The organism is Mycobacterium sp. SMC-17 (assembly GCF_045310915.1).
Lineage (GTDB): Bacteria > Actinomycetota > Actinomycetes > Mycobacteriales > Mycobacteriaceae > Mycobacterium.
Genome location: NZ_JBJIAK010000002.1, coordinates 90,101 through 116,861, shown reverse-complemented (window position 1 = coordinate 116,861; position 26,761 = coordinate 90,101). Strand labels below are relative to the sequence as shown.

Genomic DNA, 26,761 nt, shown 5'->3' with positions numbered 1-26,761 from the left:
CGGTCAGCGGGTCTTGGCGAAGCGGCGATGCCGCCACACATACCGCGGAATGCCGCGCAGCGGCACACCTTTGGGCCAGCCGTCGGGCCGGAAGTAGGCATCGGTGCCGCCGTCGACGAAAATGACACTGCCGCAGAGGAAGTCGGCGGAGTCCGACAGCATGAAGACGATCCAGTTGGCGAGGTGCACGGGATCGCCGAAGTTGCCGGTCGGGATCGGGAAGGCGCGGACGGCCTTGCCCTCGCGCGGCGAATCGAGCTGCGCCTGCAGCAGCGGCGTCATGATGGCCCCGGGCGCCAGTACATTCAGCCGGATGCCGCGGCCGGCCCAGTCGGCCGTCACCGCGGTCTGCCGGACCCAGCGGGCCACGGCGATCTTGGACGCGGCGTACATGAGCGCGGAGGCGCCGCCGCCGAAGAACCGCACGGCGCGGGCTGCCCGCTCGGCGTCGCCGGCCACCAGTGCGCGGATGGCGCGGCGGGGTACCGCGGGCACCGTCGTGCTGGAGTTGCTGCCCAGTGCAACGACTTTCGCGTTACCGGCGGCCGCCAGTGCGGGCCGCCAGGCCGTCAGCAGGTCGACGGTGCCGAGGTAGTTGATCTGGGCGATCAGGCGTGCGCGGTCGGCGCCGGCACCGGGCCCGATCCCGGCGGCCAGTACGGCACCGTCGAGCGTGCCTTCGGACAGTTCGAGCACCCGCGTGGCGGCGGTACGCCGGCCGTCGGCGGTCGACAGGTCCGCGATGACATCGGCGTCCTTGAGGTCGACGCCGATCACCGTATGGCCCTGATCGCGCAACTGCTTCGCCGCCTGGTATCCCATGCCCGATGCCGAACCGGTCACAGCGTAGGTGCCGATGATGATCTCCTCGATTGGTTGGGGAAGCGCCGACTAGTCGGCGAGCAACTTGGTCAGTGCGTCGGCCACGTCACGACGGGCCCGGTGCGCGATGTCGAGCACCGGCATGGTCAGGAAACCGTGGATGGCCCCGTAGTACAGCTCGGTCACCGGTACCTCGGCCTCGCGCAGCGCTTCGGCGTAGGCGAGGGCCTCATCCCGCATCGGGTCGTAGCCCGTGACGACGAGCACGGCCGGGGCTACGTCCTCGACGGATGCGGACAACGGTGCCGCATAAGGGTTTTCGCGGTCGGTGGTGTTGGGCACGTACTGGTCCCAGTACCACTGCATGGCGGCCGTGGTGTTGTAGTAGCCGGTGCGGAACTCGTGGTAGGAGCCGTAGGTGAAATCGGCGGTCAGCACCGGGTACAGCAGTACCTGCGCGGCCAGCGGCGCACCGCCGCGGTCGCGGGTCATGAGCGCGGTGACGGCGGCGAGGTTGCCGCCGGCGCTGTCGCCGCCGACGACGAGCTTCGCCGGGTCGCCGCCGAGTTCGTGGGCATGGGCGGCGGCCCACTGGGTGACGGCGTAGACGTCTTCGGCGGCGGCCGGCCACCGATGTTCGGGTGCCAGCCGGTAGTCGACCGAAACGACCACGGCGGGAATCGAATTCGCGAAGCTGCGGCAGAGGCCGTCGTGCGAATCCAGATCGCAGAAGACGAAGCCGCCGCCGTGTGCGAAGACGAAGATCGGAAGCGGGCCGTCGGCCGCGGGGCGGTAGACCCGGACCCCGATGCCGTCGACCTCCGTGTTGGTGACGGAGGCGACCGCTTCGGGTTCGGCAGGTGCGACGAATCGCGCGCGAATGGCGGCGCGCGCCTGCGCCCCGGTCATGTTCGGCAGGTCGGGGAAGCCGCTGTTGAGTGCCTCGAGGAGGCCGGCGATCTGGGGGTCCAGGCTCATGCGCGATCCGCTAGCGCTACTCGCTGGCGGCTCATGCGTACTGCAACGCCGGGCCCATGCGCAGCGGCCGCATCGGCTGCAGCGTCGGCGCGACCCGGGAATCCTCGGCGTTGCGCCAGATGCCCATGGCGGTCATGCGCACCGGCGCGGTCAGCTGTTCGAAGGCCATGCGGTTCATTGGACCACACACCGAGACGGCGGCGACGGCCTCACCCTGGCGGCCGATCGGCGCTGCGACACAACCGAATCCGGGCACCGACTCCTCGCGCTCGAAGGCGACGCCGTGGGCGCGGACCTTGGCCAGTTCGGTGGCGAGCTGGGCGCGGTTGGCGATCGAATACTTGGTCTTGCGGCTCATGAGGTCGACCTCGGCGTCCTGGTTGTAGGCCAGGATGGCCTTGCCGACGGCGGTACAGTGCGCCGGCTGGCGGCCGCCCACCCGCGACGGCAGCACCGTCATCATGCCGTTGCCGACCTTCTCCAGGTAGACGACGTCACCGCCGTCGAGCACGGCGAGGTGCACGACGAGCCCGGTGGCGCGGTGCAGCTCGTGCAACAGCGGGCCGGCGGCGCGGTGCATGCGGTCCTGATGCACGGCCAGCGAGCCGAGCTCCACCAGACGCATCCCGAGTTCGTAGTCCCGGCCGTTGCGGCGCAGCCAGCGCAGCTGCACCAGACGCTCCAGCATCCGGTGCGCGGAGGAACGGGGCAGGCCCGTGCGGCGCACGATCTGCGCCAGGGTCAGGCGGCCGGGGCCGTCGAACGCGTCGAGGACCAGCGATACCCGGTCGATGACCGCGCTGGGGGTGGTGGATTCGACTGTTGCTGTCATGTCGGCCTCCAAGCTCCGTTGCTCCGTGTCGATATTCCTATTAGGAATATGCCTGTTTGTATCACACGGCGGTGGGGCTTGTCACACATTTCGTCGGAGCGCGGCAGAATATATGCACGACGAGGCGCCCCGAGCCGGGTTGGCAAGGGACGCCTCGTGTATCAATTTTGCAGCTCATGGCCCAGATTTGGGACACGAGCTCGTGGTCATTCCGGCGGCGACACGCGGGGTGGCGACACGCCGGGCGGGCTCAGTTCTGCGCCGCGGACCTCCCGGCGCGGCGCCCGTAGAAGCTGCCGTCGCCCAGCGACACCCCGCTGGCATAACCCCAGGCAGACAGGCCCGCTGAGCACCGGCCGGCCGCGAACAGCCCCGGAATCGGCTCACCGCCGACGTGCAGTACGCGGCCGTCCAACGTGGTCAGCAGGCCGCCGAGGGTGAACCCGCCGGTGCTGTTACGCAGGTCGATCGCACCGACCGGCGACCCGATCGGGCGCAGCCACTGCGGCTTCTTGTGCAGCAGCGGGTCCGCGCCGTTCGCGGCGTGCTCGTTGTAATAGGCCACGGTGTGCTGCAGCACGCCGGCGGGCAGGCCGATCTCGGCTTCGAGCTCGGCGACCGTCTCGCACACCCACGTTGCCGGGCGGCGCAGGAACGCTGTCGCCGAGGTGGCGGCCATGGCCTCTTCCATGGCGTCACCGTCGATGATCAGGTACGCCGTGTTGTCCTGGTAGTACAGCGTCTGCTGGCCGATGCGCCCCGCGTAGGTGTCCTCGGCGATGTAGCGCTGGCCCAGGCCGTTGACCAGGATGCCGCGGACCAACTGCTGCGGGTCGCAGAAGAACGCCACCTCGGTGGCGTCCATGTGTGCCAGGTCGGCGCCGAGCGCCTGTGCCATCCGGATCGCCCGGCCGTCGTGCTGCTCGATGCTCGCCGCAGGGCGGCCCGCGATGCGGGGTGCGTACTGGGCGACCATCGCGTCGCTGTAGGCGAAGCTGCCCGAGGCCAGCACCACGCCGCGGCGCGCCTTGATCGCCACAGTGTCGCTGTACCGGCGCGCGACGATGCCCACCACTCGGCCGTCGGCCTCGGTGATCAATGACTGCACCTCGGTGTCGTACACCGACCGGACGCCCTGCGCGGTGGCGGTTTCCACGAGCGGCTTCATCAACATGTAGCCGCCACTGCGCTCACCGGCGACCTTGTCGGTCATCTGCGGCACGTGACCGCGCGGCGCGGGGGAGGCAATGGTGTTGTACGGGAAGGCGTTTTCGCCGCCCGTGAACATCAGGCCCTCGTCGCTCGGTGGCTCCCAGCCCGGTTCACCCCAGAACACCGGCTTGAACGGCACGCCGCAGCTCACGAGCCAGTCGTAGTGGGCGACACTGCCGGCGCAGTAGTCGTCGATCCGTTCGGTGTCCGCGCCGGGACCCATGGCCACCTTCAGGAAGGTGGCCATGTTCTCCACGGAATCGTCAAAACCGCAGGCCTTTTGGAGATCGGTGCCACCGCCGAGGTAGATGAATCCACCGGCCATGGCGGCGGCGCCGCCCCAGCCGCCGGTGCGTTCGACGACCAGGACATCGGCGCCCGCAGCCGAGGCCGCCACGGCCGCGGCCGCGCCGGCGATGCCGTAGCCGACGACCACGACGTCGGCCTCGTCATCCCACGCGGTGATCGACGATGCCGGGACCGGTTTGAGATCGGCGCTCATGGCAGCATCGCCCGCGGCGGCACGCCCATCCACTCATGGCCCCAGTAGCTGTCGGCGGTGATTTCCTCTGCGGTGTAGTACCGTTCGTCGACCTTCATGCCCTCGGTGCCGAACTCGATGTCCCAGTCGCCGGGTGAACGCACGTAGAACGACACCATCTTGTCGTTGGTGTGCCGGCCCAGCGTGGAGGAAAGCTGGAAGCCGTCGCGGTTCACGCGGTCGAGCGCCTGCCCGACGGCGTCGAGCGTGTCGACCTCGACCATGAGGTGGATCAGCTTCGGGTCGCGCAGCGTCGCGGCCGGGCAGATCGCGAGGCTGTGGTGCCGCTCGTTGATGCCCAGGAACTGCACGCGCAGGGGGCCGAACTCCGGGGGAGCAGGCACCCGGAAGGCGCCGCGGGGCAGGAAGCCCAGCACCTCGGTGTAGAACGTGAACAGGCCCTTGGCGTCCTGCGCCGGCAGCACCACGTGGCCGAGGCCCAGACCCTCGGTGACGAAGCGGGCGCCGAACGGCGTGACGACGGGGCTGTGGTCCAGCACCGCGCCGTGGAACACCTCGACATCGTTGCCGGCCGGGTCGACGAAGGCGATGACCTCGTCGACGCGACGGGCGTCGGCCTCGTCCAGCGACAGCTGCTTCCACGGCACACCGGCGCCGTCGAGGGTGGCCTGCACCCGGCGCAGAGCGGCGCCGTCGCGAACCTCCCAGCCCACGGTGACGATGCGGTCGGCATCGCCCGGCACCACGATGATGCGCGCGGTGCGCTCGTCCATCCGCAGGTAAAGCGCGTCGGGATCAGGGCCGCTGCCCTTCGCGAAACCCAGTACGTCGAAGGCGAATTGGCGCCAGCGTTCGATGTCGGCGGTCTGGACCTTCACATAGCCCAGGCTCTTCAGGTCACTCACGTCAGATCATGCCTCGCAGCGGGCCCTGCGGATCCACGCCCAGGCTGCTCAGCGCCGACGCGTGGTAGGTGGTGCCGGGGACATGGATCGCATGGGCCTGGCCGACGTGTGCGTCCCGCCAGTAGCGCTGCAACGGCTTGTCCATGCGGGTCGCGTTGCCGCCGCACCGGGCGAAGATCTCGTCGACCGCGGACACCGCGCGCCACACCGACCGGATCTGGGTGCGCCGGCCGGCGGCGCGGTCCTCGAAGGACACCTCCTTGCCGGCGGCGACCATGTCGTAGATCCGGTCGACGTTGGCCAGCAGCTCCTGGCGGGCGGCGTTGATGTCGGCGGCGGCCTCACCGATGGCGTACATGACGTACGGGTCGTCCTTGATGGCCACGCCACTGGAGTTGACGCGCTCGCGCTGGTAGTCGAGCGCGGCGGCCAGGGCGCCTTCGGCGATGCCGATGACGGCCGACGAGATGCCGAGCGGGAACATGGTCGACCACGGCATCAGGTACAGCGGCGAGGTCATGCCGGCCTCGATCTGCGCCCGGCCGTCCATCACCTTGGTGGCGTCCATGGTGCGGTAGGTGGGGACGAAGGCGTCCTTGACGATCACGTCCTTGGAGCCGGTGCCGCGCAGGCCCACCACGTTCCAGGAGTCCTGGACGATCTCGTAGTCGCTGCGGGGCAGGATCATGTGCAGCATCTGCGGCGGCATGACGGGCTTGCCCTCGGCGTCACCGAGCATGGCGCCCAGGAAGATCCACTCACAGTGGTCGGTACCCGAGCTGAACTGCCAGCGGCCGTTGAAGATGTAGCCACCATCGACGGGGCGGGCCACGCCCTGCGGCGCGTACGGCGAGGCGACCCAGGTGTCGGTGTCCGATCCCCAGATCTCGGCGGCGACCTTCGGGTCGGCATAAGCGAGTTGGTACGGGTGCACACCGACGACACCGTTGATCCAGCCGGCGGCCGGGTCCAGCGCGGCAGTCGCCATCACGGTCTCGGCGAACTCGCGCGGGTGCACCTCCAGGCCGTCATATTCCTTGGGCTGCAGCAGCTTGATGTTGCCGGCCGCCTTCATCAGCTTCACGGTCTCGTCGGGCAGCTGGCCCAACTTCTCTGCCTCCCAGGCTTGTTCGCGAAGCTGGTCGGCGATGTCACCGAGTCTGTCGATAACCCGCTGGGTCATGGTCGTTTTCCTAACTCCTGTGATGGGCTAATCAATGGTTTACCGCACCCGTAGCGCACCGGGAGGCGCTTCCCGGTCAGCGGGCGAAATCCTTCACCCGAAGTCGATTCGGGCGCTTCCTGGTCGCCGCGGACCCCGCTGGCCGGGACGCGCTCCGCCGGGTCGTCCGTTCACCGGGACGCCTCGTACTGGGTTGTGTGGCGGACGGCTAACTTCGCACTATGAGCAGCGCAGAACAGGTTGACGTCGTAGTAGTCGGTGCCGGGTTCGCCGGTCTTTACGCACTGCACAAGCTGCGGTCGGAAGGCCATTCGGTCGTGGTGTTCGAGGCGGCCTCGGACGTGGGCGGCACGTGGTTCTACAACCGGTACCCCGGTGCCCGGTGCGACGTGGAGAGCATCGACTACTGCTACTCGTTCGACAAGGATCTGCAGCAGGAGTGGACCTGGACCGAGAAGTACGCCACCCAGGCCGAAATCCTCACGTACATCAACCATGTCGCCGACCGGTTCGATCTGCGCCGCGACATCCGGCTCAACACCCGCGTGGTGTCGGCGACCTTGAACGAAGAGACGCTGCGCTGGACCGTCACCACCGACACCGGTGAGACGGTGGACGCGCAGTTCTGCGTCATGGCCACCGGCGCGCTGTCCGATCCGCTGCTGCCGAACATCCCGGGCGTCGAGACCTTCGCCGGCGAGACCTACCACACCGCGAACTGGCCGCACGAGGGCGTCGACTTCACCGGCAAGCGCGTCGGCCTGATCGGCACCGGTTCGTCGGGCATCCAGACCACGCCGATCGTGGCCGCTCAAGCTGCCGAACTCGTTGTCTTCCAACGCACTCCGAACTTCTCCGTGCCGGCCGGTAACGAGCCCCTGACGCCCGAACGCGAAGCCGAGGTCAAGGCCAACTACGACGAGCGCCGCGCGCTGTCGTGGCGCAGCGGCGGCGGTTCGCCGCACATGGCGCACCCCAAGCTCACCATGGAGCTGTCGGCGGAGGAGCGCCGCGCCGAGTTCGAAAAGCGTTGGCAGCTGGGCGGTGTGCTGTTCAGCAAGACCTTCCTGGACCAGATGGTCGACCCGGTGGCCAACGCCGAGGCCAAGAAGTTCTACGACGAGAAGGTCCGCGCGGTGATCGACGACCCCGAGGTCGCCGACATGCTGATCCCGAACGACCACCCGATCGGCGCCAAGCGAATCTGCACCGATACCAACTATTTCCAGACGTTCAACCAGCCGCACGTCAAGCTGGTCAGCGTGAAGAAGACGCCGATCGAGCAGATCGACGCCACCGGCATCACGACCACCGAGGCCCGGTTCGACCTGGACGCCATCATCTTCGCCACCGGGTTCGACGCGCTCACCGGCGCGCTGGGGCGCATCGACATCACCGGCCGCGGTGGTGAGAAGCTCAAGCAGAACTGGGTCGACGGGCCGCGCACCTACCTGGGCCTGGGCGTCGACGGCTTCCCGAACATGTTCCTGGTGAACGGCCCCGGCGCGCCGGCCGTGCTGGCCAACATGGTGCTGCACGCCGAAGCGCACGTGAACTGGATCGCCGACGCGATCGAGTACGTCGGCAAGAACGGCTACGCGGCCATCGAGGCCACCACGGACGCGGTCGACGAATGGGGCGCCGAACTGGTGCGCCGCGCTGACCAGACGCTGTTCCCGAAGGCGAACTCCTGGTACATGGGCGCGAATGTGCCCGGTAAGCCACGGGTTTTCATGTTGTTCATCGGTGGCTTCGCCGCCTACAACGACATCTGCGCCGAGGTTGCGGCCGCGGGGTACAAGGGATTCGAACTGACCAAGGCCGGCTGATGTCGGGGCTGCTGAACAAGGTCGTCCTCGTCACCGGTGCCGCCCGCGGCACCGGCCGGACCCATTGCGAGCGGTTCGCCGACGAGGGCGCCGACATCATCGCTCTCGACGTCGCCGGTGCCGCAGCCGATCTGGCCGATCTCGCCGACGCCGTCAAGCAGCGCGGTCAGCGCTGTTTCACCGCTGTGGCAGACGTGTCGTCGTTCGACGAGGTGCAGGCCGCGGTCGACGAAGGGGCCTGGGAGTTCGGCCGGCTGGATGTCGTGGTCGCCAACGCCGGCATCCATTCGGCGTCGGCGCCGGCGTGGGAGGTGACCGCCGAGGACTGGCAGCGCGTCATCGGAGTCAACCTGACCGGGGTGTGGCACACCGTCAAGGCCGCGATCCCGCATTTCGGCCCCGCCGGCGGATCCGTGGTGATCATCAGTTCCACCAACGGACTTCGGGGCACCGCGAACACCGCGGCGTACACGTCCACCAAGCATGCGGTGGTGGGTCTGGCTCGGACCCTGGCGAACGAGCTGGGGCCCAAGCGGATTCGGGTCAACACCGTGCACCCCGGCGCGGTCGGGACCCCGATGGTGCTGAACCCGGAGACCTTCAAGCGCATCCGACCCGATCTGGAGAACCCGACCGCAGAAGATGTCGCCGAAGTCCTTGCCGCGCGCAACCTCTTGCCGGTGCCGTGGGTGGAGCCCGAGGACATCAGCAACGCGGTGGTGTTCCTGGCGTCCGACGAGGCCCGCTACATCACCGGCACGCAACTGGTCGTCGACGCCGGGCTGACGCAGAAGGCCTGACCCGTCGGGCTAGCTGCGCTCGACGAGCCCGGCCGCGATCTCGAGTTCCACGAGCGCCGGCTCGATGGCGTCGGCCATGGCATCGATGTCGTTCGCCATCTCGGGAGTGGTGACGAAGCCGAAATCGATGCGGTCGCGATAGCTGAAGCAGGTGACGTTGAGCCCGACGTCCATCACCAGGGGACCCATCGGCATCATCTGTTCGAGGACCGCGCCGGCCATGTACAGCGGCACGGGCGGCCCGGGCACGTTGGACACGACGAGGTTCATCGGCTTGAGGGTGCCGCCGAGCTTGCTCGCCGTGTACGCCCGGGCGGCCAGGGCCACCAGGCCGGGTGGGGTGGTGTCGGTCAAGCCCATGATCTGGTGCGCGGTAAGCGCTTTCGCCATCTCCTTGGCGCTCTGGGAGCTCGCGTAGATGGCCTTGATGCGTTCGGCGGGGTCGACGATGTCGGAGGCCAGCGACACCGACATCGCGCTCACCTGATTGCCGACCTGGTCGCTGGAGCTCTCGGTCCGGGTGGACACCGGGACCTGCGCGATGAGCGACTTGTCGGGCAGCTCGCCGCGGTCCTCCAGATACGTACGCATGGCACTCGAGACGAGCGCCAGCACGACGTCGTTCACCTTCACGCCGAACGCTTCCTTGACCGCCTTCACGCGCTCCAGCGACACACCGGAATTGCTGACCCGCCGGTGCGGTGAGATCGGGCCGTTGAACCGCGTGTGCGGTGCGTCGAAGTAGCCGGGCGGCTTGTTGGCGACGCCGAGCGCCGCAATCTGCTGGCGCACCGTCTGCTCCAGGAAACGCACGACGCGATAGGGCGTCTTGATGCCGATGTTGATGAGGCCGCCCAGGGCCTGCAATTCGATCCCGGGTGCCTTGACGCCGACCAGTGACCTGCTCGGCTCGGCCGCCGGTGGCCGCGGGGTGGGCGTGATGTCGAGCAGAATCTCACCGAGCCCGGCTCCCGAGACGCCGTCGATGATGGCGTGGTGCATCTTCATCAGCACGGCGACCCGGCCGCCCTCGACGCCCTCGATGAACCAGAGCTCCCACAGCGGCCGGGACCGGTCCAGCTTGTAGGACATCAGCCGCCCCACCAACTGGTCGAGTTCGCGGCGGCCGCCGGGGGCGGGGACCGCGATGTGGCGGACGTGGAAGTCGAGGTCGAGTTCCTCGTCTTCGACGAACCACGGCCGGTCGAGGCCGAGCGGTGCGCCGGTCACCCGCCACCGCAGTTGCGGCATCTCCGGCAACCGCGTCGCGATGAGTGCCTTCACCGACTCGAAGCTGAAATCCGGTGCGTCGGTGGGGTCGTAGATCGACGAGGCGGCGACATGCATATGCCAGCTGTTGGTCTCCGCGAACCAGAAGGTCGCGTCGGCACCGGACAAGCGATTCATGGGCCTGATCCTAGGGCGCGTGCTGCGTGCGGCGCGTGAAATCGGCGGATTGGTACGAATTTCGGCGTGTGACGGTTGTCTCCGCGCGTCGTGGGTCGGCAATCGTCTTGGGACGCAACGAGACCCGCTGGTCCGGCAGTAGCCGGCGATGTTGCATACGGTCAATTGGTAAGCCGGGCAATATATTCCGGTGGCCTCGATGCAGACGAGCGGCCGCGTACCGCACACCATCGAACCGGTGTGCGGTACGCGGCCGCCCGTGAAGACGATCAGCGCTGCAGGAAGCCCAGCACCGTGCTCTCGAACGCCTCCTTGGCCTCGATCATCGCCCAGTGCCCGCAGTTCGGGAACACGTGCAGCTCGGCGTTGGAGATGGTGCGCATCGGGATGAGCGCCATGTCCAGCGGGCTGACGCGGTCGTCGCGGCCCCACGTCAACAGCGTCGGCGCCTTCACCTTGTGCATCTGGGCCCAGGGCTGCGGCGGTGCGTCGGCCGACCGCATGAACTTCATCATCATCTTGAAGGCGGCCTTGCCGTACATCCGGCGCGCCGACTCGAGCGTCTCGGGATCGGAGGCCAGCTTCAAGCGCTCTTCGATGAGCTCCTCGGTGACGATCTTCTCGTCGTAGACCATCGAGTGCAGCCAGTCGATCAGCCGCTGCCGGGTCGGGTCCTCGGTGAACTCCTGCAGGAGCCGGATGCCCTCGCTCGGACCGGGGCTGAAGATGTTGGTGCCGATACCGCCGATGGTGACGAGCTTGCCGATGCGGTCGGGGTTGTTGATGGCGAAGTTGATGCCGACGCCGCCGCCCATCGAGTTTCCGACGATGTCCACCTTCTCGATTCCGAGTGCGTCGAGGAAGGGCACCACCGCGGACTGGGCGTCGATCATCGGGTGGCCACCGAAGTCGTCGCTGACGCCGAAGCCGGGGAACTCGAGGATCAGGCAGCGGAAGTGCGCCGCGAACGTCGGCAGGATGCCGCGGAAGTTCCGCCAGCCCGTCACGCCCGGGCCGGAGCCGTGCAGAAACAGCACTACAGGCCCACTGCCCTCGTCGTAATAACGCAGCGTTCCGCGCTCGGTCTGGACTTCCTTCAGCTCAGTCATGCGTTCCAAATTACGGTGCGGATGTCACGCGGTCGCCACCACCTCCCGTCCGGCGGGACGCGCCGCGGCCGGGGGCGCCCGGTTGTGCTGCGGGTGGCCTTTATGGTGTCCAGATGACCGTGCCAGAGTCCGCGCGTCCACTGGCGGGCGTGCGCATCGTCGAAATCTCCAGTTTCGTCGCAGTGCCGCTGGCGGGGATGACGCTGACGCAACTCGGCGCCGAGGTCATCCGGATCGATCCCATCGGCGGCGCCGCCGACTACCACCGCTGGCCGGTGACCGATGACGGCGAGAGCATCTACTGGGCGGGCCTCAACAAGGGCAAGCGATCCGTCGCGGTGGACATGCGCTCACCGGAAGGCCAGGACCTGGTCACCCGGCTGATCGTCGACGCCGGTGTCTTCATCACCAATGTGGCGGGCCGGCAATGGCATTCGTACGAGACCCTCTCCGCGCTGCGGCCCGACCTGATCCACGCCGAGGTGTCCGGCCGGGCCGACGGCGGCACGGCCGTGGACTACACCGTCAACGCCGGGCTGGGCTTTCCGCTCGTCACCGGTCCGCCCGAGCTGCCGACCCCGGTGAACCACGTGCTGGCAGCCTGGGACGTGTCGTGTGGCCTCTATCTGGCGCTGGCGGTGACCGCGGCGCTGCGGCACCGCGACGACAGCGGCCGGGGTCAGCAGGTCAGCATCCCGCTGGAGAACGTGGCCCTGGCGACCGCCGGGAATCTCAGCTTCTTGACCGAGGTGATGGTCAACGGGGTGAGCCGCGAACGCATCGGCAACTCGATCTTCGGGCAGTACGGGCAACAGTTCGTCAGTGCCGACGGGGCCGCCTTCATGATCGTCGCGCTGACCGGACGCCATTTCCGGGACCTGGTCGAGGTCACGGGCACTACGAAAGCCGTTGCGGCGCTGTCGGAATCGCTCGGCGCCGACTTCACCGACGAGGGGCAGCGTTACCTGCACCGCGACGCGCTCACCGGTCTGTTCACCGTCTGGTTCTGCGGGCACACCGCCGAGCAGATCACGGCGGCACTGAGTGCGACGTCGATCCTGTGGGAGCGCTACCGCGATTTCAGCGAGGTCGCCGCGAGCCCCAAGGTGACCGACAACGCGCTGTTCACCGAACTCGACCAGCCTCGTATCGGGCGCCACCTGGCGCCGGGCCTGCCCCTGCGGATCGACGGTGCGTATCCGCCCGCGCGGCCGGCGCCGGCGCTCGGCGACGACACCACCGCCGTGCTGACCGAGCGGCTCGGGCTCACCGCCGACGACGTCGCCCGGCTCGAAGCGGCGGGGACCGTGGCATGACCATGACGGTGCTGCCCGGTCTGTTGTGGGTTTCGCCCGGAGATGGGGACGACGCCTGGGTGGGCAAGGCCGGCGGACCGGACGGCAAGCGGGCCTTCGGCGGCCTGCTGATGGCGCAGAGTCTGTCCGCCGCATGTCAGACCGTGAATCCGGAGATGCGCCCGACGGCCATGCACCTGCAGTACCTGCGTGGGGGCGAGGCCGGCGCGACCACCGACTACACGGTGGTCCGGGTGTACGACGGACGAACGGCGGCGGCGCGGCGGGTCGAGGCCTGTCAGGCCGGACGGCTGCTCACCGTCGCGACGGTGTCCTTCTCGGTGGACCTGGCCGGCCCCGAACACGATGAATCATGGTCACTGCCAGAAGATCCCGCTCTGCTGCCGTTGACCGGGCCGCCGGGGCCGGCGCCCGCGGTGCCGCTGGACGAGATCGACATCCGGATCGTCGACGACCGGTCATCGGGCGAGTTCGTGCGCCGCATGTGGTGGCGGGCCACGGTGCCCATGCCGGCAGAACAGTTGCCGCACATGATGATCGCCTGCTACATCACCGACCTCTACGGGATCGACCCGGCGCTGCAGGTCCACGGTCATTCCATGCAGGCCCGCACCCACCGCAGCGGCACCACCGATTTCTCGATCTGGTTCCACCACCCGATCCGGGCCGACCGCTGGAATCTGCTGGAATCGCGATCGCCCGCCGCGGGTCGAGGCCGCGGTGTGATCACCGGGAGTCTGGTCGGGGCGGACGGCACCCGGGTCGCGACATTGGTGCAGGAAGGTCTGATCGCGGACCGGTAGTACCGTCGTCGGCAGGCTGTCGACGGAACCCGGCGAAGGAGAACGATGAACGGCGCACAGGCACTGATCCGCACGCTGGTCGACGCCGGCGTCGACGTCTGCTTCGGTAACCCCGGAACCAGCGAGATGCACTTCGTCGCGGCATTGGATTCCGTGCCCGAGATGCGTGGTGTGCTCTGCCTTTTCGAGGGTGTGGTCACCGGAGCCGCCGACGGGTACGCCCGCATGGCCGAGAAGCCGGCAGCCACCCTCCTGCATCTGGGCCCGGGATTGGGCAACGGCATCGCGAACCTGCACAACGCACGGCGGGCCTATTCACCGATGGTCAATGTCGTCGGCGACCACGCGCTCGGCCACAAGAAGTACGACGCACCACTGGAATCCGATATCGACGCGATGGCGGGCACGGTGTCGGGGTGGGTGCGCCGGTGCGAGAAGCTGGCCGACATCGCCACCGACGCGGTGGCCGCGATCGAGGCCGCGCAGCAGGGACAAGTGGCCACGCTGATCCTGCCGGCCGATGTCTCGTGGACCGAGGGCGCCGAGCCCGCGGTGGGGGAGCCGGCTGTGGGTCCGGCCCTGTTCGACTACCAGGCGGGCGTCGACCCCGACGAGCACCAGCTGCTCGACGCCGGTGCCGAGGTCTTCGGACCCGGCACCGTCATGTTGCTGGGTAGCGCCGCGTGCCGGGAGCGCGGCCTTCGCGCCGCGAGCCGGATCGCCGCGGCCACCGGGACCAAGGTGTTGATCGAGACCTTCCCGGCCCGGCTCGAACGCGGTGCCGGCCGGCCCAACTTCGAACGCCTGGCGTATCTCGCCGAAGCCGCCCAGTTCCAGCTGACCGGCGCCGAGCACCTCGTGCTGGCCGGCGCCCGGTCCCCGGTGTCGTTCTTCGCCTACCCCGGCAAGGCGAGTGATCTCGTGCCCAGCGGCTGCCAGATTCACACCGTGGGCGGCGACGTCGTCGCACGTCTGGAAGAACTGGCCGATGCGGTGGCGCCGGGTACGGAGCCGGTGCTGACCGAGCTGAAAGTGCCGGAGCTGCCGTCGGACTCGGCGCTGACGACGCAGAACTGGGTCGAGGTGGTGGCTGCGACGCTGCCCGACGACGCGATCATCGTGGACGAGTCCAACACCAGCGGGTTCCTCCTGCCGCAGGCGACGATGAGCGCGCCGCGGCACGATCTGCTGACCCTGACCGGCGGGGCCATCGGCTTCGGCCTGCCGAGTGCGGTCGGCGCCGCCGTGGCGTGTCCGGACCGTCAGGTGCTGTGTCTGCAGGCCGATGGCAGTGCGATGTACACGATTTCGGCGTTGTGGACCATGGCGCATGAGCAGCTCGACGTGGTGACGGTGCTCCTCAACAACGCCGCTTACGCGATCTTGCGCATGGAGCTGCAGCGCGTCGGGGCCGAGGCCAGCGGGCCGAAAGCCGCGGCGATGCTTGACCTCTCGGGCCCGACGACAGATTTCGCGGCGCTGGCGGCGGCCATGGGCGTGCCGTCGGCCAAGGCGACGACCACGGCGGAGTTGGCCGACCTGCTCCGCGTGGGCTATGCCACACCGGGGCCGTACCTCATCGACGCGGCGGTGCCGGCGCTGCTGTAGCTCAGTAGCCGCTGAGCAGCGTGCGCAACCGGCCCAGTTCGAGTGGGCCTGCCGCGCTGCGGATCCGGCCGGGATCGGCCGGGCGGCGTCCCCACAGGAGCAGCACGCGGGTTGCCGCGTCGGTCTCGATGGTCGCCGCTCCGTCGGGCGGGGCCAGGGTGATGGCCGTGTTCTCGGCGTCGACGGTAACCACGACATCGTCCTCGTCAGCCACGCGGATTCGTGCTTCCACCCGCTCATTGCCGTGCAGCGCCAGGGTGTCTCGGCCACGCCGCAGCAACGGCACGCCTACCGCGTGGACGCTGTGGTCGGTCATCCACGGTTGCGCCAGCCGGTCGCGAGCGGGCGCGTCGTCTCCGGTGATGTCCCAGCTGTGCAGGGCCAGTTCCTCGCGCATGTGCTCGGCGAACCAGGGCACCTTCATCGTGCGGCCGGTCCACGCGACGTCGGTGTCCTCGGGTAGTTCTTCCGCGGCGGCCGCGACCCGCCCGAGGTGCGTCATGCGGTCGTTGAACGCCGTCCAAAGATCGGCATCGTTCAGCGCCCGGTACAGCCGTTCGCGCTCCCCGAAACCGCGGGTCGCGACGGGGTCGCCGGCCAGGTGTCCCTCCAGTACCCGGGCGAGCTCTTCGGCGTTGCCGGTCTGGTGGATGACGATGTCGCGCACGGTCCAGGCCTCACACCAGGTGCCCGTCTCGGGGTTGCGCCGCTGTACGGCTGCGGCGAATTGCGCGAACTCGGGAAAGCGGTCGATGTCGACGGTGTCCATATGTCCATCGGTACCCCGCAAGTGTTTCGGTGCCCGCCGAACTGATGGTCGGGCGGGCAAAAAAATTCGGGGCCCCTCGGTGAGGGGCCCCGAATCCTGCTGACGCTCAGCGGCTCTGGTGCACGCTGTTGTCTACCTGCGGCGCCTCGGCGCGCGGGTGGATGTCGTTGACCCAGTCGTGGTGGGAGTAGTCCGCCGATGCCGGCGCGGCCAAACCCAGGACGGCTGCTGCCAGTCCGTTCGCCACCAGTGCGGCGATTCCGAGCTTCTTCATTTTCCCCAACTCCTTGTATCCGAAGCTTTGATGCTCGGTTCAACGGGTCAGGGCCCGGCGGTATTTCAGCAGCTGGGGTGATGGCAGCAATTGATTGTTCCTCGGCAGTAATCAGTCTTTTCGGGCCGCTCTCGATGGTCGCCTGGTTGCGCAACGACGGCCGAGGGCAGGTGTCAGTTCAGGTCACGGCCCGTCAGCGCCACACTGAGGTCCCACAGTTCGGCTGCCTTGTCGCGGTCCATCGCGTAGGACTTCAGCCCGGTACCGTCCGCGCCGGCCGGGCCTGCGACGTCGCAATCCTCGAGGTACAGACCACCGCGGTCTGCCAGCTGTGGGCTGGTCGCCGCCCAAAGACCTGTTGCGGCGCCCTGGGACACGGTCTTGAACGTTTGGTCTGCGACGTTACCCTGCTCGTCGATCCAGCCGCGGTCGACCATTTCGGCCGACTCGAGATGGCGTTGCAATGGAGTGAGGATGGAACCCGGATGCAGAGAAAACGCTCGTACGCCCGCACCCACCGCGAGTGAATCCAGGTGCATCGCGAACAGGATGTTGGCCGTTTTCGCCTGACCGTAGGCCTGCCACTTGTCGTAGCCGGTGGTGAAATGCGGATCATCCCACCGGATATCCGAAATATGGTGGCCGGCCGACGAATACGCAATCACACGGGCCCTTCCGCGCGTCAACGCGGGCCACAGTTCCGCGACCAACGAGAAGTGGCCGAGGTGATTGACGGCGAACTGGCTCTCCCAACCTTGACCAACCCGCCGCAGGGGAGTGGCCATGATGCCGGCAGCACCGATGAACAGGTCGATCTGAGTCCACGTATCGCGGATGTGCCGCGCGCACCTGGACACCGAATCGAGGTCGGCAAGGTCGGCGTCGATCACCGTCACGGCGTCGCCGAGATGGTCGACGGCGCGAGTGGCGGTATCCACGCGACGGGCCGGCACAATGACGTGCGCTCCTGCCCGGACCAGATGGTTGGTGGTTTCCAAGCCCAGGCCTGAATAGCCGCCCGTGACGACAGCGACGGCGCCGGCGAGGTCCACGCCGGCCATGACGTCCTGGCTGGTCGATTCATGTCCAAACCCAGACAGGATCGGTTGCTGTGTGGTGGTTGCAGTCATGCCGCCACGCTAGAATCTAGAGTGCGCTCTAGGTCAACCTCTGGGGATGAATATTCTTATGACACAGACTTTTACGATCGGGCAAGCAGCAGAACGCACCGGCCTGAGTGTCCACACCCTCAGGTTCTATGAACGCGAGAACCTACTCGTCAGTGACCTCACGCGAACCAGCTCCGGCCGCCGCCGCTACACGCAAACCGATATTGACTGGCTGGAGATCTGCGTCCGACTACGCGAATCCGGAATGCCGCTTGCCCAGCTCGCCGAATTCGCCGCCCTGGTACGCCAAGGGCCAGGTAACGAAGTCCAGCGCCTGGAGCTCCTACGGCGACATGAAGCCCACGTCCGTGCGCAACTCGCCAGCCTTCAGCACTGCCTCGACGTCATCGAAATGAAAGTGGCCATCTACGAGACGCAAGTCGAAGATTCCTCGGCGCACGGGCTGTGGGACCCCACCGCTTCGCAGCATTGAAGCCGCCGGCGGTCTGCACGCTGGCCGTCCTGTGGATGAATCGCGCACTGTGCATAACTGTCTTCCGGGCGCCGGATCCGGGGGTCTTCGTCCCGTGATCTGTCGGTGGCTCCGGCCACCGTGACGGCATGAACACACCACCACGCATGACCCGCGCCGAGATCGGAGCGCTCGGTGAACAACTCGCGGTCGATCACCTGATCTCGCTCGGGATGACGGTCCTGGCCCGGAACTGGCGTTGCCGGTGGGGCGAGCTCGACGTCATCGCCACCGAAAGGGACCACAGTGCGGTGGTTTTCGTCGAGGTGAAGACGCGCACCACGACCGAGTTCGGCGGTATCGAGGAAGCGGTGACGCCCGAGAAGGCCCGTCGCCTGCGTCGGCTGGCCAGTGTCTGGCTGGCCGAGCAGAACGCCCACTGGCCCGATGTGCGGATCGACGTGGTCGGCGTACGTCTCGGCGGCCGGGAGCCGGAGCTGGTGCATCTGAAAGGTATCGGCTGATGGCGCTGGGACGGGCCTACTCGGTGGCCATCCGCGGCCTCGACGGCGTCATGGTGGAGATCGAAGCGGACATCACCTCGGGCCTGCCGGGGGTGCATCTGGTCGGCCTACCGGACGCGGCGCTGCAGGAGTCGCGGGACCGGGTCCGGGCGGCGATCACCAACTGCGGCAACAGCTGGCCGATGTCGCGGCTCACTCTCGGGCTGTCGCCGGCCACGCTGCCGAAAGGCGGGTCGATGTACGACCTGGCGATCGCCGCATCGGTGCTGTCGGCACATCTGAAGACACACTGGGAACGACTGGAGAAGACCGTCCTGCTGGGCGAACTGGCGCTCGACGGGCGGGTCCGCCCGGTCAAGGGAGTGCTGCCCGCCGTCATGGCCGCCAAGCGCGAGGGCTGGCCGTCGGTGGTGGTGCCCGCCGAGAACCTGGCCGAGGCCAGCCTGGTCGACGGCATCGAGGTGTCGGGCGTTCGCACGCTCGGACAGATGCAGGCGTGGCTCAACGGGAAGGCGGCGCTGGACGGCCGGGTCGACACGACGGCGCCGGCCACTGACGACGGCGTCGACCTCGCCGATGTGGTGGGGCAGACGCAAGCGCGGTGGGCAGTGGAGATCGCCGCCGCGGGCGCGCACCATCTCATGCTCACGGGGCCGCCAGGGATCGGCAAGACGATGCTGGCCCAACGGCTGCCGGGGCTGCTGCCGGACCTGACCGAGGAGGAGGCACTGGAGGTCACCGCCATCCACTCGGTGGTGGGGCTGCTCACCGGTGATACGCCGCTGATCACCCGCCCGCCGTTCGTCGCGCCGCATCACACGTCCAGTGTCTCGGCGTTGGTCGGCGGCGGCTCCGGGATGGCGCGCCCCGGCGCCATCAGCCGGTCGCATCGTGGCGTCTTGTTCCTCGATGAGTGCGCCGAGATCGGGACCAGCGTGCTCGAAGCCCTGCGAACCCCGTTGGAGGAAGGCAAGATTCGGCTGGCCCGTCGTGACGGCGTGGCGTGCTATCCCGCGCGGTTTCAGTTGGTGCTCGCGGCCAATCCATGCCCGTGCGCGCCGCCGAACCCGCGGGATTGCGTATGCCCGTCGGCCGACCGGCGCCGATATCTGGGCAAGCTGTCCGGGCCGTTGATGGATCGAGTCGATCTGCGCGTCGACATGCATCCGGTACTCGCCGGGGCGTTCGGTGACCACGCCGCCGAATCCACCGGTGCGGTCCGTGCCCGGGTCGCCGCCGCCCGCGCGGCCGCCGCCGAGCGATGGCAGGAAGTCGGTGTCCGCACCAACGCCGAGGTGCCGGGGCCCGTGCTGCGCCGCAGATTCCGGCCGAGCCGGGACGCGATGAAACCGCTACGAGAATCGTTGGACTCCGGGCGGTTGAGTATCCGGGGCGTTGACCGCACCTTGCGTGTCGCGTGGTCTCTGGCTGATCTGGCGGGGCGCGATTCCCCCAACCTCGAGGACGTCAGCACGGCTTTGGGTTTCCGAGAGGGAGAGCTCCGATGAGTGACGACGATCTGGAACGACGAGCGTGGGCGTATCTGTCGCGCGTGGTGGAACCGCCGTGCCCGCGGTTGACGGCATTGGTGGCCGATCGCGGCCCGGTCGCGGCGGCGGACATGATTCGCCGTGGTCAGGAGGACAAGGAACTCACCGGGAGCGTCGCGGCCCGCCGTGAGGTCGATTGTGCGGCCCGGGATTTGGAGATTCTCGATCGACGGGGTGGGCGGCTGATCACTCCCGACGATGACGAGTGGCCGTACCTGTCGTTCGTCGCGTTCGGGAACAAGGCGGTGCGGGAGCGGCCATCGGGTTACCCGCCCATGGTGTTGTGGGCGCTCGGCCCGGCCCGCCTCGATGACATCGCCGAACGCGCCGCCGCGATCGTCGGCACCAGGGCCTGCACGTCGTATGGCGAGCATGTCGCTGCCGAGATCACGGCGGGCCTCGTCGAACGTGACGCCGCGGTGGTTTCTGGGGGTGCCTATGGCATCGACGGGGCAGCGCACCGCGCCGCGCTGGCGTCGGACGGCGTCACCATGGCAGTCCTCGCCGGCGGTATCGACGTGCCGTACCCGTCCGGGCATTCGGCACTGCTGCACCGGGTGGCCACCTCGGGGCTGCTGCTCAGTGAGTATCCGCCGGGGGAGCGGCCGACCAGGTACCGGTTCCTGACCCGGAATCGGTTGGCGGCGGCCTTGTCCGGTGCCACGGTGGTCGTGGAGGCGGGGCTGCGCAGCGGGGCCGCCAACACTGCGGCATGGGCGATCGCGATGGGGCGCAAGGTGTGTGCGGTGCCGGGCCCGGTGACGTCGGCCGCTTCGGCGGGATGCCACGTCCTCATCCGCAACGGCGCCGTGCTGGTCGACCGGGCTGAGCAGGTCGTCGAATTGATCGGGCGGATAGGCGAACTGGCCGATGAGCCCGAGCATCCCGCGACGCCGCTCGATGGCCTGACCCCGGACCAGCTTCAGGTGTACGAGGCGCTGCCGGCGCGGGGTTTCCGCAGCCTCGAGCAGATCTCGGTCGGTGCGGCCCTGCCGCCCGAACGTGTGCTCGGGCTGTTGGCGCTGCTGGAGATCAGCGGCCTGGTGGAGAAACAGGACGGGCAGTGGCGGATCAGGAGGGCGGGGTGAGCTGTTCCGTCCCGGGACTAGGCGGCAATCAGCTTGAGCGGCAACCGTTCGTGGCGGCGGATGATGTTGTTGATCGCCCACCTGGGCGTGCCGGTCAGTTCTATCCGGTCCACGCGATCGAGCAGCGCCCGCAACATCGCCGTTGTTTCCAAGCGGGCCAGGGCCTGTCCGGCGCAGGCGTGCGCTCCCTGTCCGAAACCGACGTGGCGGCCGGCGTCACGTCGGATGTCGAAGACCGCGGGGTTCTCCCACTCGCGTTCGTCGCGGTTGGCGGAGGCATAGATCACCAGGACTCGTGCGCCCGAGGGGATTGGCCATCCGGCAATTTCGGTCTGCTGCGCCGTGCACCGTGCAAAGGCGCGTAGTGGTGGCTCGTAGCGGACGATCTCATTGACGGCGTTCGCCATGAGGCCGGGTTCGTCCTTGAGCAGTTGCCATTGGTCGGGATGACTGGCGAAGAGATACAACGCGTTGGAGATGGCGCTCATGGTGGTATCGATCGACGGGGCGATGTAGTCGACGAGCAACGGCGGGCATTCGTCGTGCGCCAGCTGGCCTTCATCTGCGGCGGTGAGCAGCTCGTCGGCCATGCTGCCCTCGATGACGTTGCGCTCGCGGACCACGCGCCGGGCGAAGCGCAGCATGAGCAGGGTGTTGGGCACCGCTTTGATCGCCTGCCAGTTGAGCGGGCCGAGTACATCGAATGTCGCTCCGGCCCAGGCAATCAGGTGATCGCGTTGATCACGCGGCCAACCGATGAGATCGGGTACGACCGCCAGCGGTAGCGCGGCCGCGAGGTCGTTGACACCGTCGACATCGCCCTTGGTGAGCGCTGTCTCGACGACCCCGCGAGCCGTGTCGTCGACGGTGTCACTGATGGCGCGCAGAGCGCGCGGCAGCATGCGGTGCGCGACGCGCTTGCGGCGTTGTTCGTGCTCGACGCCGTCGCTGTTGAGTGTGGTGCCGTGCGACATGCGGTTGGTGATTGGGTTGAGCGCCACACCCTGACCCGACAGAAAGGTCTTGTCGTCGCGCAGTACCGATTTGCACTCGGTGTAGCGCGGCAACGCATATGCCCGCTGCTTCGCCAGCCATACCACCGGACCGAGGTCACGCATCCTCTGGTAGTGGGGATAGGGGTTGGTGATGGCGTCGACAGCGTAGATGTCGGGCGCGTAGATCGGCAGGCCGGCGGGTGGGCGTCGCATCGATGTTCCTTTCAGGACGTCGGCAGTGGACGATTGGTGGCTGTTGCTCGCGCTGAAGGAATCATTCTCTCCTCCAAGAGATTCCGGCAGAACCATGGTCATACCTCAGGCGAAGGGACGTAGCCGAGGCGCAGCTGTCGGCCGCTGAGCGAGCGACGGCCTTCCGTGACGAACAGGGTCGTTACTGCGGCGCCGATCATCCAGACGGCGAGTTCGAGCGCCCCGCCGATAGTGGTGTTCGACCCGATGATCACTCCCCGCAGCGCGAGAATCGCTGCGTGCGTGGGCAGTACGTCGCCGATGCTGTGGAGTGTCGGTGGAATCGTGGAGGTCAGGCTGGTGACGACCGCGAGAACCAGCACGGCGATGCAGACGAACCGGCCCGCCAGACCGAACGCGGCGGTGGCGGCCTGGTTGAGAGCCGTGAACGCCAATGCCGTCATTATCGCCACCCCGAGCAATCCGAACCACCTGCCCGCAGATAGATGGAGCACCGGTATGAGTGTGAGGCTCAACAGGATCGCGGACACCACCGCGATCGCGACACCTGGCGCGATCGCGTTCGCCACGATCCGTCGCGTGGACTGCCGCGATGTGAGAACGGCGTTCGGCAGCGGCGGGGCGCTGATGAACATGCTGAGCGCGCCGGCCCACAGCGCCAGGGTTACCGCTACTGCGGCGACGGCAGCGCCCAGATCGGTGCCGTCGGTTACCGCAACGGCGGGCGTGGCCGCGACATTGCTCATGCGTTCCCGCTGTGCCTTGTCGTAGGGGGGTACCTGATCGCGGCCCTGCGCGAGTTGGGTCGCCAATTCGTGTGCGCCACCGGACAGTTGCCGCAAACCGCCCTCCAACTGATGCGCACCGGAATCGAGTTGATGGACGCCATTGATGGCGGTGCCGATCTGCCCGGTGAGTGCGTCGACGCGGCCGGTGATCGCTGCCGGCGGTGGGGGAGGCGGTGGTAGCTGAAGTTGATCCTGCAAGCCGGAAGCTGCCGTCCGTACCTGGTTTACCTGGGCTTGGGCCGCATCGAGTCCCGAAGAAAGCTCACTGGTTCCGGCCGACAGCTGTGCTGCGCCCGCCGTCAGTTTGTCTGCCCCGTCGGCCAATTGGGATGCGCCGTCCGCTGCGGCGTCGAGCTGGTCGTGGATGGTGCCGAAGGACATGTACACCCGGTCCAGGTAGGTCTGGACGATCTGCTGATTGAGGGTTCGCAGCACCACCTGGGCGATTTGGCTGGTGACCAGCGGGTCCGCGACACCGGTGGCATTGGACGCCTGCACCCGGACTTCGGCTTGACCCGCATCGAGCGGATTGCTGCTCGCCGATGATGTCGCCTTGGCGGAGAAGTCTTCCGGGATGGTGACGACGGCGCCGTAGTCGCCGCGTGCCAGACCGTCGCGAGCATCTGCGGCGTCCGTCAGGATCCAGGTGAAGGCAGCCTTCGACGTGGTGAGGTTGCTGGCCAATTGCCGCCCCAGCGGGATGGTCTGGCCATCGACGGTCACGGGCTTGTCGTTGTTGACCACGGCGGCCTTGGCGGCGCCGTGGTTGGATTCGGGCGCCCAGAACGCCCACAGGAACAGGCCCATCACGAGCACCGGTAGCAACAGCAGACCGAACCAAGTGCGCCACAGGAGCTTTCCGTGCGCTACGGAGTCGCGGGTGAGGCTGGTGAGAGAGGCGATCATTTTGTCGCTCCGGCGGTTGCAGGGTTGAGGTCCACGGTGTGGACGCCGTCGGTGTCATCGGGCAACAGGTCGGCGATGCGGGCGAGGTCCTGGCAGGTCACCACGAAGGTGACAGGGCGTCCGGATGTGCTGTGGCGGTCAGCGAGGACTTCGCGCAGCCGGTCCCGCGAGGTGGTGCGGATGACGACGTCGGCGTCGTCGATGAGAATCAGCTCGACGTCGTTCGCGAGCGCCTCGTCGAGCGCGGCTTCCGGCGCGGCGGTGTCGTGGCAGGTGACCACGGCGACCTGTCGGCGGACCGTCCGCATATGTTGCGGCAGAACGTGTCCCAGTACTTTGAGGTCACCGGCGATGCGGCCGACACGGCCCGCCAGGGTGTACAGCAGCGCGGTCTTTCCGGCCGGACCGGGGCCGTGTAGCACGAGGACGGAACCACGCGGCACGGCCAGATCGATGTCGGCGTAGACGGTGCAACCGCGGTCGTCGGTGCGCGTCAGACCGGCGGCATCGATGGCATCGTCGCAACCGGGTTCGGGCCAGTCCGCCAGCCGCAGTTCGTGCATGAGGCCGTCGCCTTCGGCGTCGAAGATGGGCAGGCGGCGGTCGATGGCGCCGGGCAGGTGCCACGCGCGCCGGCCGAGCAGTGCGAGCACCGCCGGGACCAGGGTCATGCGGACCAGGAACGCATCGACGAAGACGCCGACGGCGAGGCTGAAGGCGATCGGTTTGATGACGGCGCTGCCCTCGGGGACGAACGCGGCGAACACGGCGAACATGATGACAGCGGCGGCGGTCACGACGCGCGAGGCGGAGACGAATCCGGATTGGATCGCCTGCTGCGGATCGCCTTCGTGCACATAGCTTTCCCGTATCCGCGAGACCAGGAACACCTCGTAGTCCATGGCCAGGCCGAACAGCACACCCATGAGGATGATCGGCAGGAAGCTGACCACACTGCCGACCCGGTCCACCCCGAGCGCGCTCGCCAAGTGGCCCTGTTGGAAGACGAAGGAGGTCGCCCCGAAGGCGGCACCCACTGACAGCAGATATCCGGCGGTGGCTTTGACGGGCACCCAGACCGAGCGGAACACCATCGCGAGCAGGACCAGTGACAGCCCGACGACCAGCACGCCGAACGGCACCAGCGCGGCGCCCAGTTGGGCCGACACGTCGACACCGACGGCGGTGATGCCAGTGACGGCGGTGTCGATGCCATAGGCCTGCTTGAAATGCTCACGCTGGGCGCGCAGCGTGTTCACGAGGGTCTCGGTTTGCGCCGAGTCCGGGGCTGTGGTGGGTACGACTTGGATGATGCCGGTGTCCGCCTTGGGGTTTGGGGTGGCGAGCGGGACACTGGCCACCCCGGGCAGGTGCGCGATGTCTTCGGCGATCCTGTTGACCACACCGATCGGGTCGGTGCTGGCGATGATGTCGGCCGTGACGATGAGCGGGCCGTTGTAGCCGGGGCCGAAATATTCGTCGATGACATCGTACGTGTCGCGGGCGGGGCTGCCGTGTTCTTCGGAACCGTTGTCGGGCAGAGCAAGTCGCAGCTCAGTCGCCGGTAGCGCGCACACGGCCAGGCCGGCGACGATGACGACGACCGTCACCAACGGCTTGCGGGTGGCCAACTGCACCCACAGTCGGCTCCATTCGATACGGCGGGGTCGCGTCTTGGTGGCCGTTTTTGCCTGCGTCGGTTTGGTTTTGGGCCGCAGACGTTCGCCGGCGAGAGCCATCAGCGCGGGGATCAGAGTGACCGCGATCGCGACGGCGATCGCCACGGCGGAAGCGGCCGCCAGACCCATCGTGGTCAGGAACGGGATACCGCCGACGAACAGGCCCAGCAGCGCGATGATTACCGTCAGACCCGCGAACATCACGGCCGATCCGGCCGTGGCGGTGGCGCGGGCCACCGACTCCGCGACGTCGAGACCTTCGGTGAGTTGGTCGCGGTGCCGCGACAACAGGAACAGTGCGTAGTCGATGCCGACGGCCAGCCCCAGCATCACCGCCAGCATCGGCGCGGTCGACGACACGGGAGTGACGGCGGTGGCGGCGTAAATCAGCGCCACCGAGATCGCGACACCGAGGATCGCGGTCAGTAGCGGCATACCGGCGGCGATCAGGGACCCGAACACCACCAGCAGCACCAGCAGCGCGATGAGTAGGCCGATCCCTTCGGTGGGGCTGAGTTTGGGGACCGGATTGCTGAAGGCGGGCCCACCGACGTGCACGCTCACGCCGTGGCCGATCGCGGTGGCCAGGTCTTGTCCGATATGGGTGATCTGATCGCGGGTCTCGGGCGTGACGTCGGCGAGTGCGACCGTCAGTTGGGCGGTGAGGATCGCGGCGCGATGGTCGGTCGAGATGGGTGCCTGAATCCGGGGTTGTGGGCTGCCGGGCGGGGTGTCGGTCTTCGGGGCGGGATCGAACGGGTTGATGACCGAGGCGACCTGGTGCAGCTTGGTGAGCTGGTCGACGGCAGTCGCGGTCGGTGCGGCGCTCAGCGCAGTGACGTCCTGGCCGGCCGGGGCGACGATGACCAGCTGGGCCGAGGAGCCGCTGGTTTCGGGGAACACGCGCCCGAGGTAGTCCAGGGCGTCCTGAGATTGGGTGCCGGGCACCGAGAAGGTGTCGTCGGTGCCCTTGTTGAAGCCGGCCAGGCCGCCCGCGACGGCGAGCGCGAGCAGCCAGGCCACGATGACCCAGCGGCGCCGGCGCACCAGCAGGTGGCCCAGTTGGTAGAGGAAGGACGACATGACGA

The 26,761-nt window shown here is 68.0% G+C and carries 23 protein-coding genes; 9 read left to right on the top strand and 14 right to left on the bottom strand.

Annotated elements, in window-relative coordinates:
* Window positions 1-3 precede the first annotated feature (3 nt).
* The 6 genes from ACJH7A_RS01860 to ACJH7A_RS01835 form a co-directional block, all read right to left on the bottom strand.
* Entirely contained in the window at window positions 4-858 is an 855-nt protein-coding gene (locus ACJH7A_RS01860) for an SDR family oxidoreductase (RefSeq protein ID WP_212814851.1), read from the bottom strand.
* A gap of 33 nt (window positions 859-891) precedes the next feature.
* The gene (locus ACJH7A_RS01855; RefSeq protein ID WP_212811875.1) at window positions 892-1,800 is read right to left on the bottom strand and encodes an alpha/beta hydrolase; all 909 of its coding nucleotides are present in this window, start codon (window positions 1,798-1,800) and stop codon (window positions 892-894) included.
* Window positions 1,801-1,831: 31 nt separating this feature from the next.
* A complete protein-coding gene (locus ACJH7A_RS01850) occupies window positions 1,832-2,632 on the bottom strand; it encodes an IclR family transcriptional regulator (RefSeq protein ID WP_212811874.1) in 801 nt (266 codons plus the stop codon).
* 250 nt (window positions 2,633-2,882) lie between these two features.
* Window positions 2,883-4,346, bottom strand: a complete 1,464-nt coding sequence (locus tag ACJH7A_RS01845) for an FAD-dependent oxidoreductase (RefSeq protein ID WP_212811873.1) — start codon at window positions 4,344-4,346, stop codon at window positions 2,883-2,885.
* Window positions 4,343-5,251, bottom strand: coding sequence for a biphenyl-2,3-diol 1,2-dioxygenase (gene bphC / locus ACJH7A_RS01840; RefSeq protein ID WP_318985996.1), 909 nt, complete (start codon window positions 5,249-5,251; stop codon window positions 4,343-4,345). Before bphC ends, ACJH7A_RS01845 begins: the two co-directional genes overlap by 4 nt.
* 1 nt (window position 5,252) lies before the next feature.
* Complete coding sequence (locus ACJH7A_RS01835; RefSeq protein ID WP_212811871.1) at window positions 5,253-6,434, bottom strand: acyl-CoA dehydrogenase family protein; 1,182 nt, start codon at window positions 6,432-6,434, stop codon at window positions 5,253-5,255.
* Between the two features lie 221 nt (window positions 6,435-6,655).
* On the opposite strand from ACJH7A_RS01835, the gene ACJH7A_RS01830 reads away from it, so the two are divergent.
* Together ACJH7A_RS01830 and ACJH7A_RS01825 are read left to right on the top strand one after the other, a co-directional pair.
* Window positions 6,656-8,263 carry a flavin-containing monooxygenase gene (locus ACJH7A_RS01830; protein WP_406801348.1) on the top strand — a complete coding sequence of 536 codons (1,608 nt, stop codon included), beginning with the start codon at window positions 6,656-6,658 and terminating at the stop codon, window positions 8,261-8,263.
* Window positions 8,263-9,063 (top strand): mycofactocin-coupled SDR family oxidoreductase, encoded by an 801-nt coding sequence (locus ACJH7A_RS01825; RefSeq protein WP_406801347.1) that lies wholly within the window; start codon window positions 8,263-8,265, stop codon window positions 9,061-9,063. Before ACJH7A_RS01830 ends, ACJH7A_RS01825 begins: the two co-directional genes overlap by 1 nt.
* Before the next feature lie 9 nt (window positions 9,064-9,072).
* Here the strand turns inward: ACJH7A_RS01825 and ACJH7A_RS01820 are convergent, their stop codons facing one another.
* Together ACJH7A_RS01820 and ACJH7A_RS01815 are read right to left on the bottom strand one after the other, a co-directional pair.
* Window positions 9,073-10,470, bottom strand: coding sequence for a wax ester/triacylglycerol synthase family O-acyltransferase (locus ACJH7A_RS01820; RefSeq protein ID WP_318985999.1), 1,398 nt, complete (start codon window positions 10,468-10,470; stop codon window positions 9,073-9,075).
* A 269-nt stretch (window positions 10,471-10,739) separates the two neighbouring features.
* On the bottom strand, window positions 10,740-11,579 hold the full coding sequence (locus ACJH7A_RS01815; protein WP_212811867.1) for an alpha/beta fold hydrolase: 840 nt from the start codon (window positions 11,577-11,579) through the stop codon (window positions 10,740-10,742).
* 113 nt (window positions 11,580-11,692) lie between these two features.
* On the opposite strand from ACJH7A_RS01815, the gene ACJH7A_RS01810 reads away from it, so the two are divergent.
* From ACJH7A_RS01810 to ACJH7A_RS01800, 3 genes are read left to right on the top strand one after another with little or no spacing between them, the layout of a single operon-like run.
* Window positions 11,693-12,895 (top strand): CoA transferase, encoded by a 1,203-nt coding sequence (locus ACJH7A_RS01810; RefSeq protein ID WP_406801346.1) that lies wholly within the window; start codon window positions 11,693-11,695, stop codon window positions 12,893-12,895.
* Window positions 12,896-12,897: 2 nt separating this feature from the next.
* Window positions 12,898-13,698: an acyl-CoA thioesterase gene (locus ACJH7A_RS01805; protein WP_406801385.1), complete on the top strand. Its 801-nt coding sequence runs from the start codon at window positions 12,898-12,900 to the stop codon at window positions 13,696-13,698.
* 45 nt (window positions 13,699-13,743) lie between these two features.
* Complete coding sequence (locus ACJH7A_RS01800) at window positions 13,744-15,306, top strand: acetolactate synthase large subunit (RefSeq protein ID WP_406801345.1); 1,563 nt, start codon at window positions 13,744-13,746, stop codon at window positions 15,304-15,306.
* A gap of 1 nt (window position 15,307) precedes the next feature.
* Here ACJH7A_RS01800 and ACJH7A_RS01795 read toward each other — a convergent pair whose 3' ends face one another.
* The 3 genes from ACJH7A_RS01795 to ACJH7A_RS01785 form a co-directional block, all read right to left on the bottom strand.
* Complete coding sequence (locus ACJH7A_RS01795; protein ID WP_406801344.1) at window positions 15,308-16,075, bottom strand: maleylpyruvate isomerase N-terminal domain-containing protein; 768 nt, start codon at window positions 16,073-16,075, stop codon at window positions 15,308-15,310.
* Window positions 16,076-16,181: 106 nt separating this feature from the next.
* Window positions 16,182-16,349 carry a hypothetical protein gene (locus ACJH7A_RS01790; protein WP_165605545.1) on the bottom strand — a complete coding sequence of 56 codons (168 nt, stop codon included), beginning with the start codon at window positions 16,347-16,349 and terminating at the stop codon, window positions 16,182-16,184.
* 173 nt (window positions 16,350-16,522) lie between these two features.
* Window positions 16,523-17,479, bottom strand: a complete 957-nt coding sequence (locus tag ACJH7A_RS01785; protein ID WP_406801343.1) for an oxidoreductase — start codon at window positions 17,477-17,479, stop codon at window positions 16,523-16,525.
* Between the two features lie 46 nt (window positions 17,480-17,525).
* Between ACJH7A_RS01785 and ACJH7A_RS01780 the strand changes: the two genes are divergently transcribed.
* The 4 genes from ACJH7A_RS01780 (at window position 17,526) to dprA (ending at window position 21,092) form a co-directional block, all read left to right on the top strand.
* The gene (locus ACJH7A_RS01780; RefSeq protein ID WP_406801342.1) at window positions 17,526-17,951 is read left to right on the top strand and encodes a MerR family transcriptional regulator; all 426 of its coding nucleotides are present in this window, start codon (window positions 17,526-17,528) and stop codon (window positions 17,949-17,951) included.
* Between the two features lie 146 nt (window positions 17,952-18,097).
* On the top strand, window positions 18,098-18,454 hold the full coding sequence (locus ACJH7A_RS01775; RefSeq protein ID WP_064859396.1) for a YraN family protein: 357 nt from the start codon (window positions 18,098-18,100) through the stop codon (window positions 18,452-18,454).
* Complete coding sequence (locus ACJH7A_RS01770) at window positions 18,454-19,962, top strand: YifB family Mg chelatase-like AAA ATPase (protein ID WP_406801341.1); 1,509 nt, start codon at window positions 18,454-18,456, stop codon at window positions 19,960-19,962. The genes ACJH7A_RS01775 and ACJH7A_RS01770 overlap by 1 nt, the downstream gene beginning before the upstream one ends.
* Window positions 19,959-21,092, top strand: coding sequence for a DNA-processing protein DprA (gene dprA / locus ACJH7A_RS01765; RefSeq protein ID WP_406801340.1), 1,134 nt, complete (start codon window positions 19,959-19,961; stop codon window positions 21,090-21,092). The genes ACJH7A_RS01770 and dprA overlap by 4 nt, the downstream gene beginning before the upstream one ends.
* Window positions 21,093-21,109: 17 nt before the next feature.
* Here the strand turns inward: dprA and ACJH7A_RS01760 are convergent, their stop codons facing one another.
* The 3 genes from ACJH7A_RS01760 to ACJH7A_RS01750 all read right to left on the bottom strand — a co-directional run bounded on the left by ACJH7A_RS01760 (window position 21,110) and on the right by ACJH7A_RS01750 (window position 26,756).
* Complete coding sequence (locus ACJH7A_RS01760) at window positions 21,110-22,300, bottom strand: cytochrome P450 (protein ID WP_406801339.1); 1,191 nt, start codon at window positions 22,298-22,300, stop codon at window positions 21,110-21,112.
* 98 nt (window positions 22,301-22,398) lie between these two features.
* On the bottom strand, window positions 22,399-23,994 hold the full coding sequence (locus tag ACJH7A_RS01755) for a YhgE/Pip family protein (protein ID WP_406801338.1): 1,596 nt from the start codon (window positions 23,992-23,994) through the stop codon (window positions 22,399-22,401).
* Entirely contained in the window at window positions 23,991-26,756 is a 2,766-nt protein-coding gene (locus tag ACJH7A_RS01750; RefSeq protein ID WP_212811857.1) for an MMPL family transporter, read from the bottom strand. The genes ACJH7A_RS01755 and ACJH7A_RS01750 overlap by 4 nt, the downstream gene beginning before the upstream one ends.
* Between the last annotated feature and the right edge of the window lie 5 nt (window positions 26,757-26,761).

What these genes read in the sequence shown, in the direction of transcription:
- ACJH7A_RS01855 (WP_212811875.1), bottom strand. Translation starts at nt 1,800, where the DNA reads ATGAGCCTGGACCCCCAGATCGCCGGCCTCCTCGAGGCACTCAACAGC.
- ACJH7A_RS01850 (WP_212811874.1), bottom strand. Translation starts at nt 2,632, where the DNA reads ATGACAGCAACAGTCGAATCCACCACCCCCAGCGCGGTCATCGACCGG.
- ACJH7A_RS01845 (WP_212811873.1), bottom strand. Translation starts at nt 4,346, where the DNA reads ATGAGCGCCGATCTCAAACCGGTCCCGGCATCGTCGATCACCGCGTGG.
- ACJH7A_RS01835 (WP_212811871.1), bottom strand. Translation starts at nt 6,434, where the DNA reads ATGACCCAGCGGGTTATCGACAGACTCGGTGACATCGCCGACCAGCTT.
- ACJH7A_RS01830 (WP_406801348.1), top strand. Translation starts at nt 6,656, where the DNA reads ATGAGCAGCGCAGAACAGGTTGACGTCGTAGTAGTCGGTGCCGGGTTC.
- ACJH7A_RS01825 (WP_406801347.1), top strand. Translation starts at nt 8,263, where the DNA reads ATGTCGGGGCTGCTGAACAAGGTCGTCCTCGTCACCGGTGCCGCCCGC.
- ACJH7A_RS01820 (WP_318985999.1), bottom strand. Translation starts at nt 10,470, where the DNA reads ATGAATCGCTTGTCCGGTGCCGACGCGACCTTCTGGTTCGCGGAGACC.
- ACJH7A_RS01815 (WP_212811867.1), bottom strand. Translation starts at nt 11,579, where the DNA reads ATGACTGAGCTGAAGGAAGTCCAGACCGAGCGCGGAACGCTGCGTTAT.
- ACJH7A_RS01810 (WP_406801346.1), top strand. Translation starts at nt 11,693, where the DNA reads ATGACCGTGCCAGAGTCCGCGCGTCCACTGGCGGGCGTGCGCATCGTC.
- ACJH7A_RS01805 (WP_406801385.1), top strand. Translation starts at nt 12,898, where the DNA reads ATGACGGTGCTGCCCGGTCTGTTGTGGGTTTCGCCCGGAGATGGGGAC.
- ACJH7A_RS01800 (WP_406801345.1), top strand. Translation starts at nt 13,744, where the DNA reads ATGAACGGCGCACAGGCACTGATCCGCACGCTGGTCGACGCCGGCGTC.
- ACJH7A_RS01795 (WP_406801344.1), bottom strand. Translation starts at nt 16,075, where the DNA reads ATGGACACCGTCGACATCGACCGCTTTCCCGAGTTCGCGCAATTCGCC.
- ACJH7A_RS01790 (WP_165605545.1), bottom strand. Translation starts at nt 16,349, where the DNA reads ATGAAGAAGCTCGGAATCGCCGCACTGGTGGCGAACGGACTGGCAGCA.
- ACJH7A_RS01785 (WP_406801343.1), bottom strand. Translation starts at nt 17,479, where the DNA reads ATGACTGCAACCACCACACAGCAACCGATCCTGTCTGGGTTTGGACAT.
- ACJH7A_RS01780 (WP_406801342.1), top strand. Translation starts at nt 17,526, where the DNA reads ATGAATATTCTTATGACACAGACTTTTACGATCGGGCAAGCAGCAGAA.
- ACJH7A_RS01775 (WP_064859396.1), top strand. Translation starts at nt 18,098, where the DNA reads ATGACCCGCGCCGAGATCGGAGCGCTCGGTGAACAACTCGCGGTCGAT.
- ACJH7A_RS01770 (WP_406801341.1), top strand. Translation starts at nt 18,454, where the DNA reads ATGGCGCTGGGACGGGCCTACTCGGTGGCCATCCGCGGCCTCGACGGC.
- dprA (WP_406801340.1), top strand. Translation starts at nt 19,959, where the DNA reads ATGAGTGACGACGATCTGGAACGACGAGCGTGGGCGTATCTGTCGCGC.
- ACJH7A_RS01760 (WP_406801339.1), bottom strand. Translation starts at nt 22,300, where the DNA reads ATGCGACGCCCACCCGCCGGCCTGCCGATCTACGCGCCCGACATCTAC.
- ACJH7A_RS01755 (WP_406801338.1), bottom strand. Translation starts at nt 23,994, where the DNA reads ATGATCGCCTCTCTCACCAGCCTCACCCGCGACTCCGTAGCGCACGGA.
- ACJH7A_RS01750 (WP_212811857.1), bottom strand. Translation starts at nt 26,756, where the DNA reads ATGTCGTCCTTCCTCTACCAACTGGGCCACCTGCTGGTGCGCCGGCGC.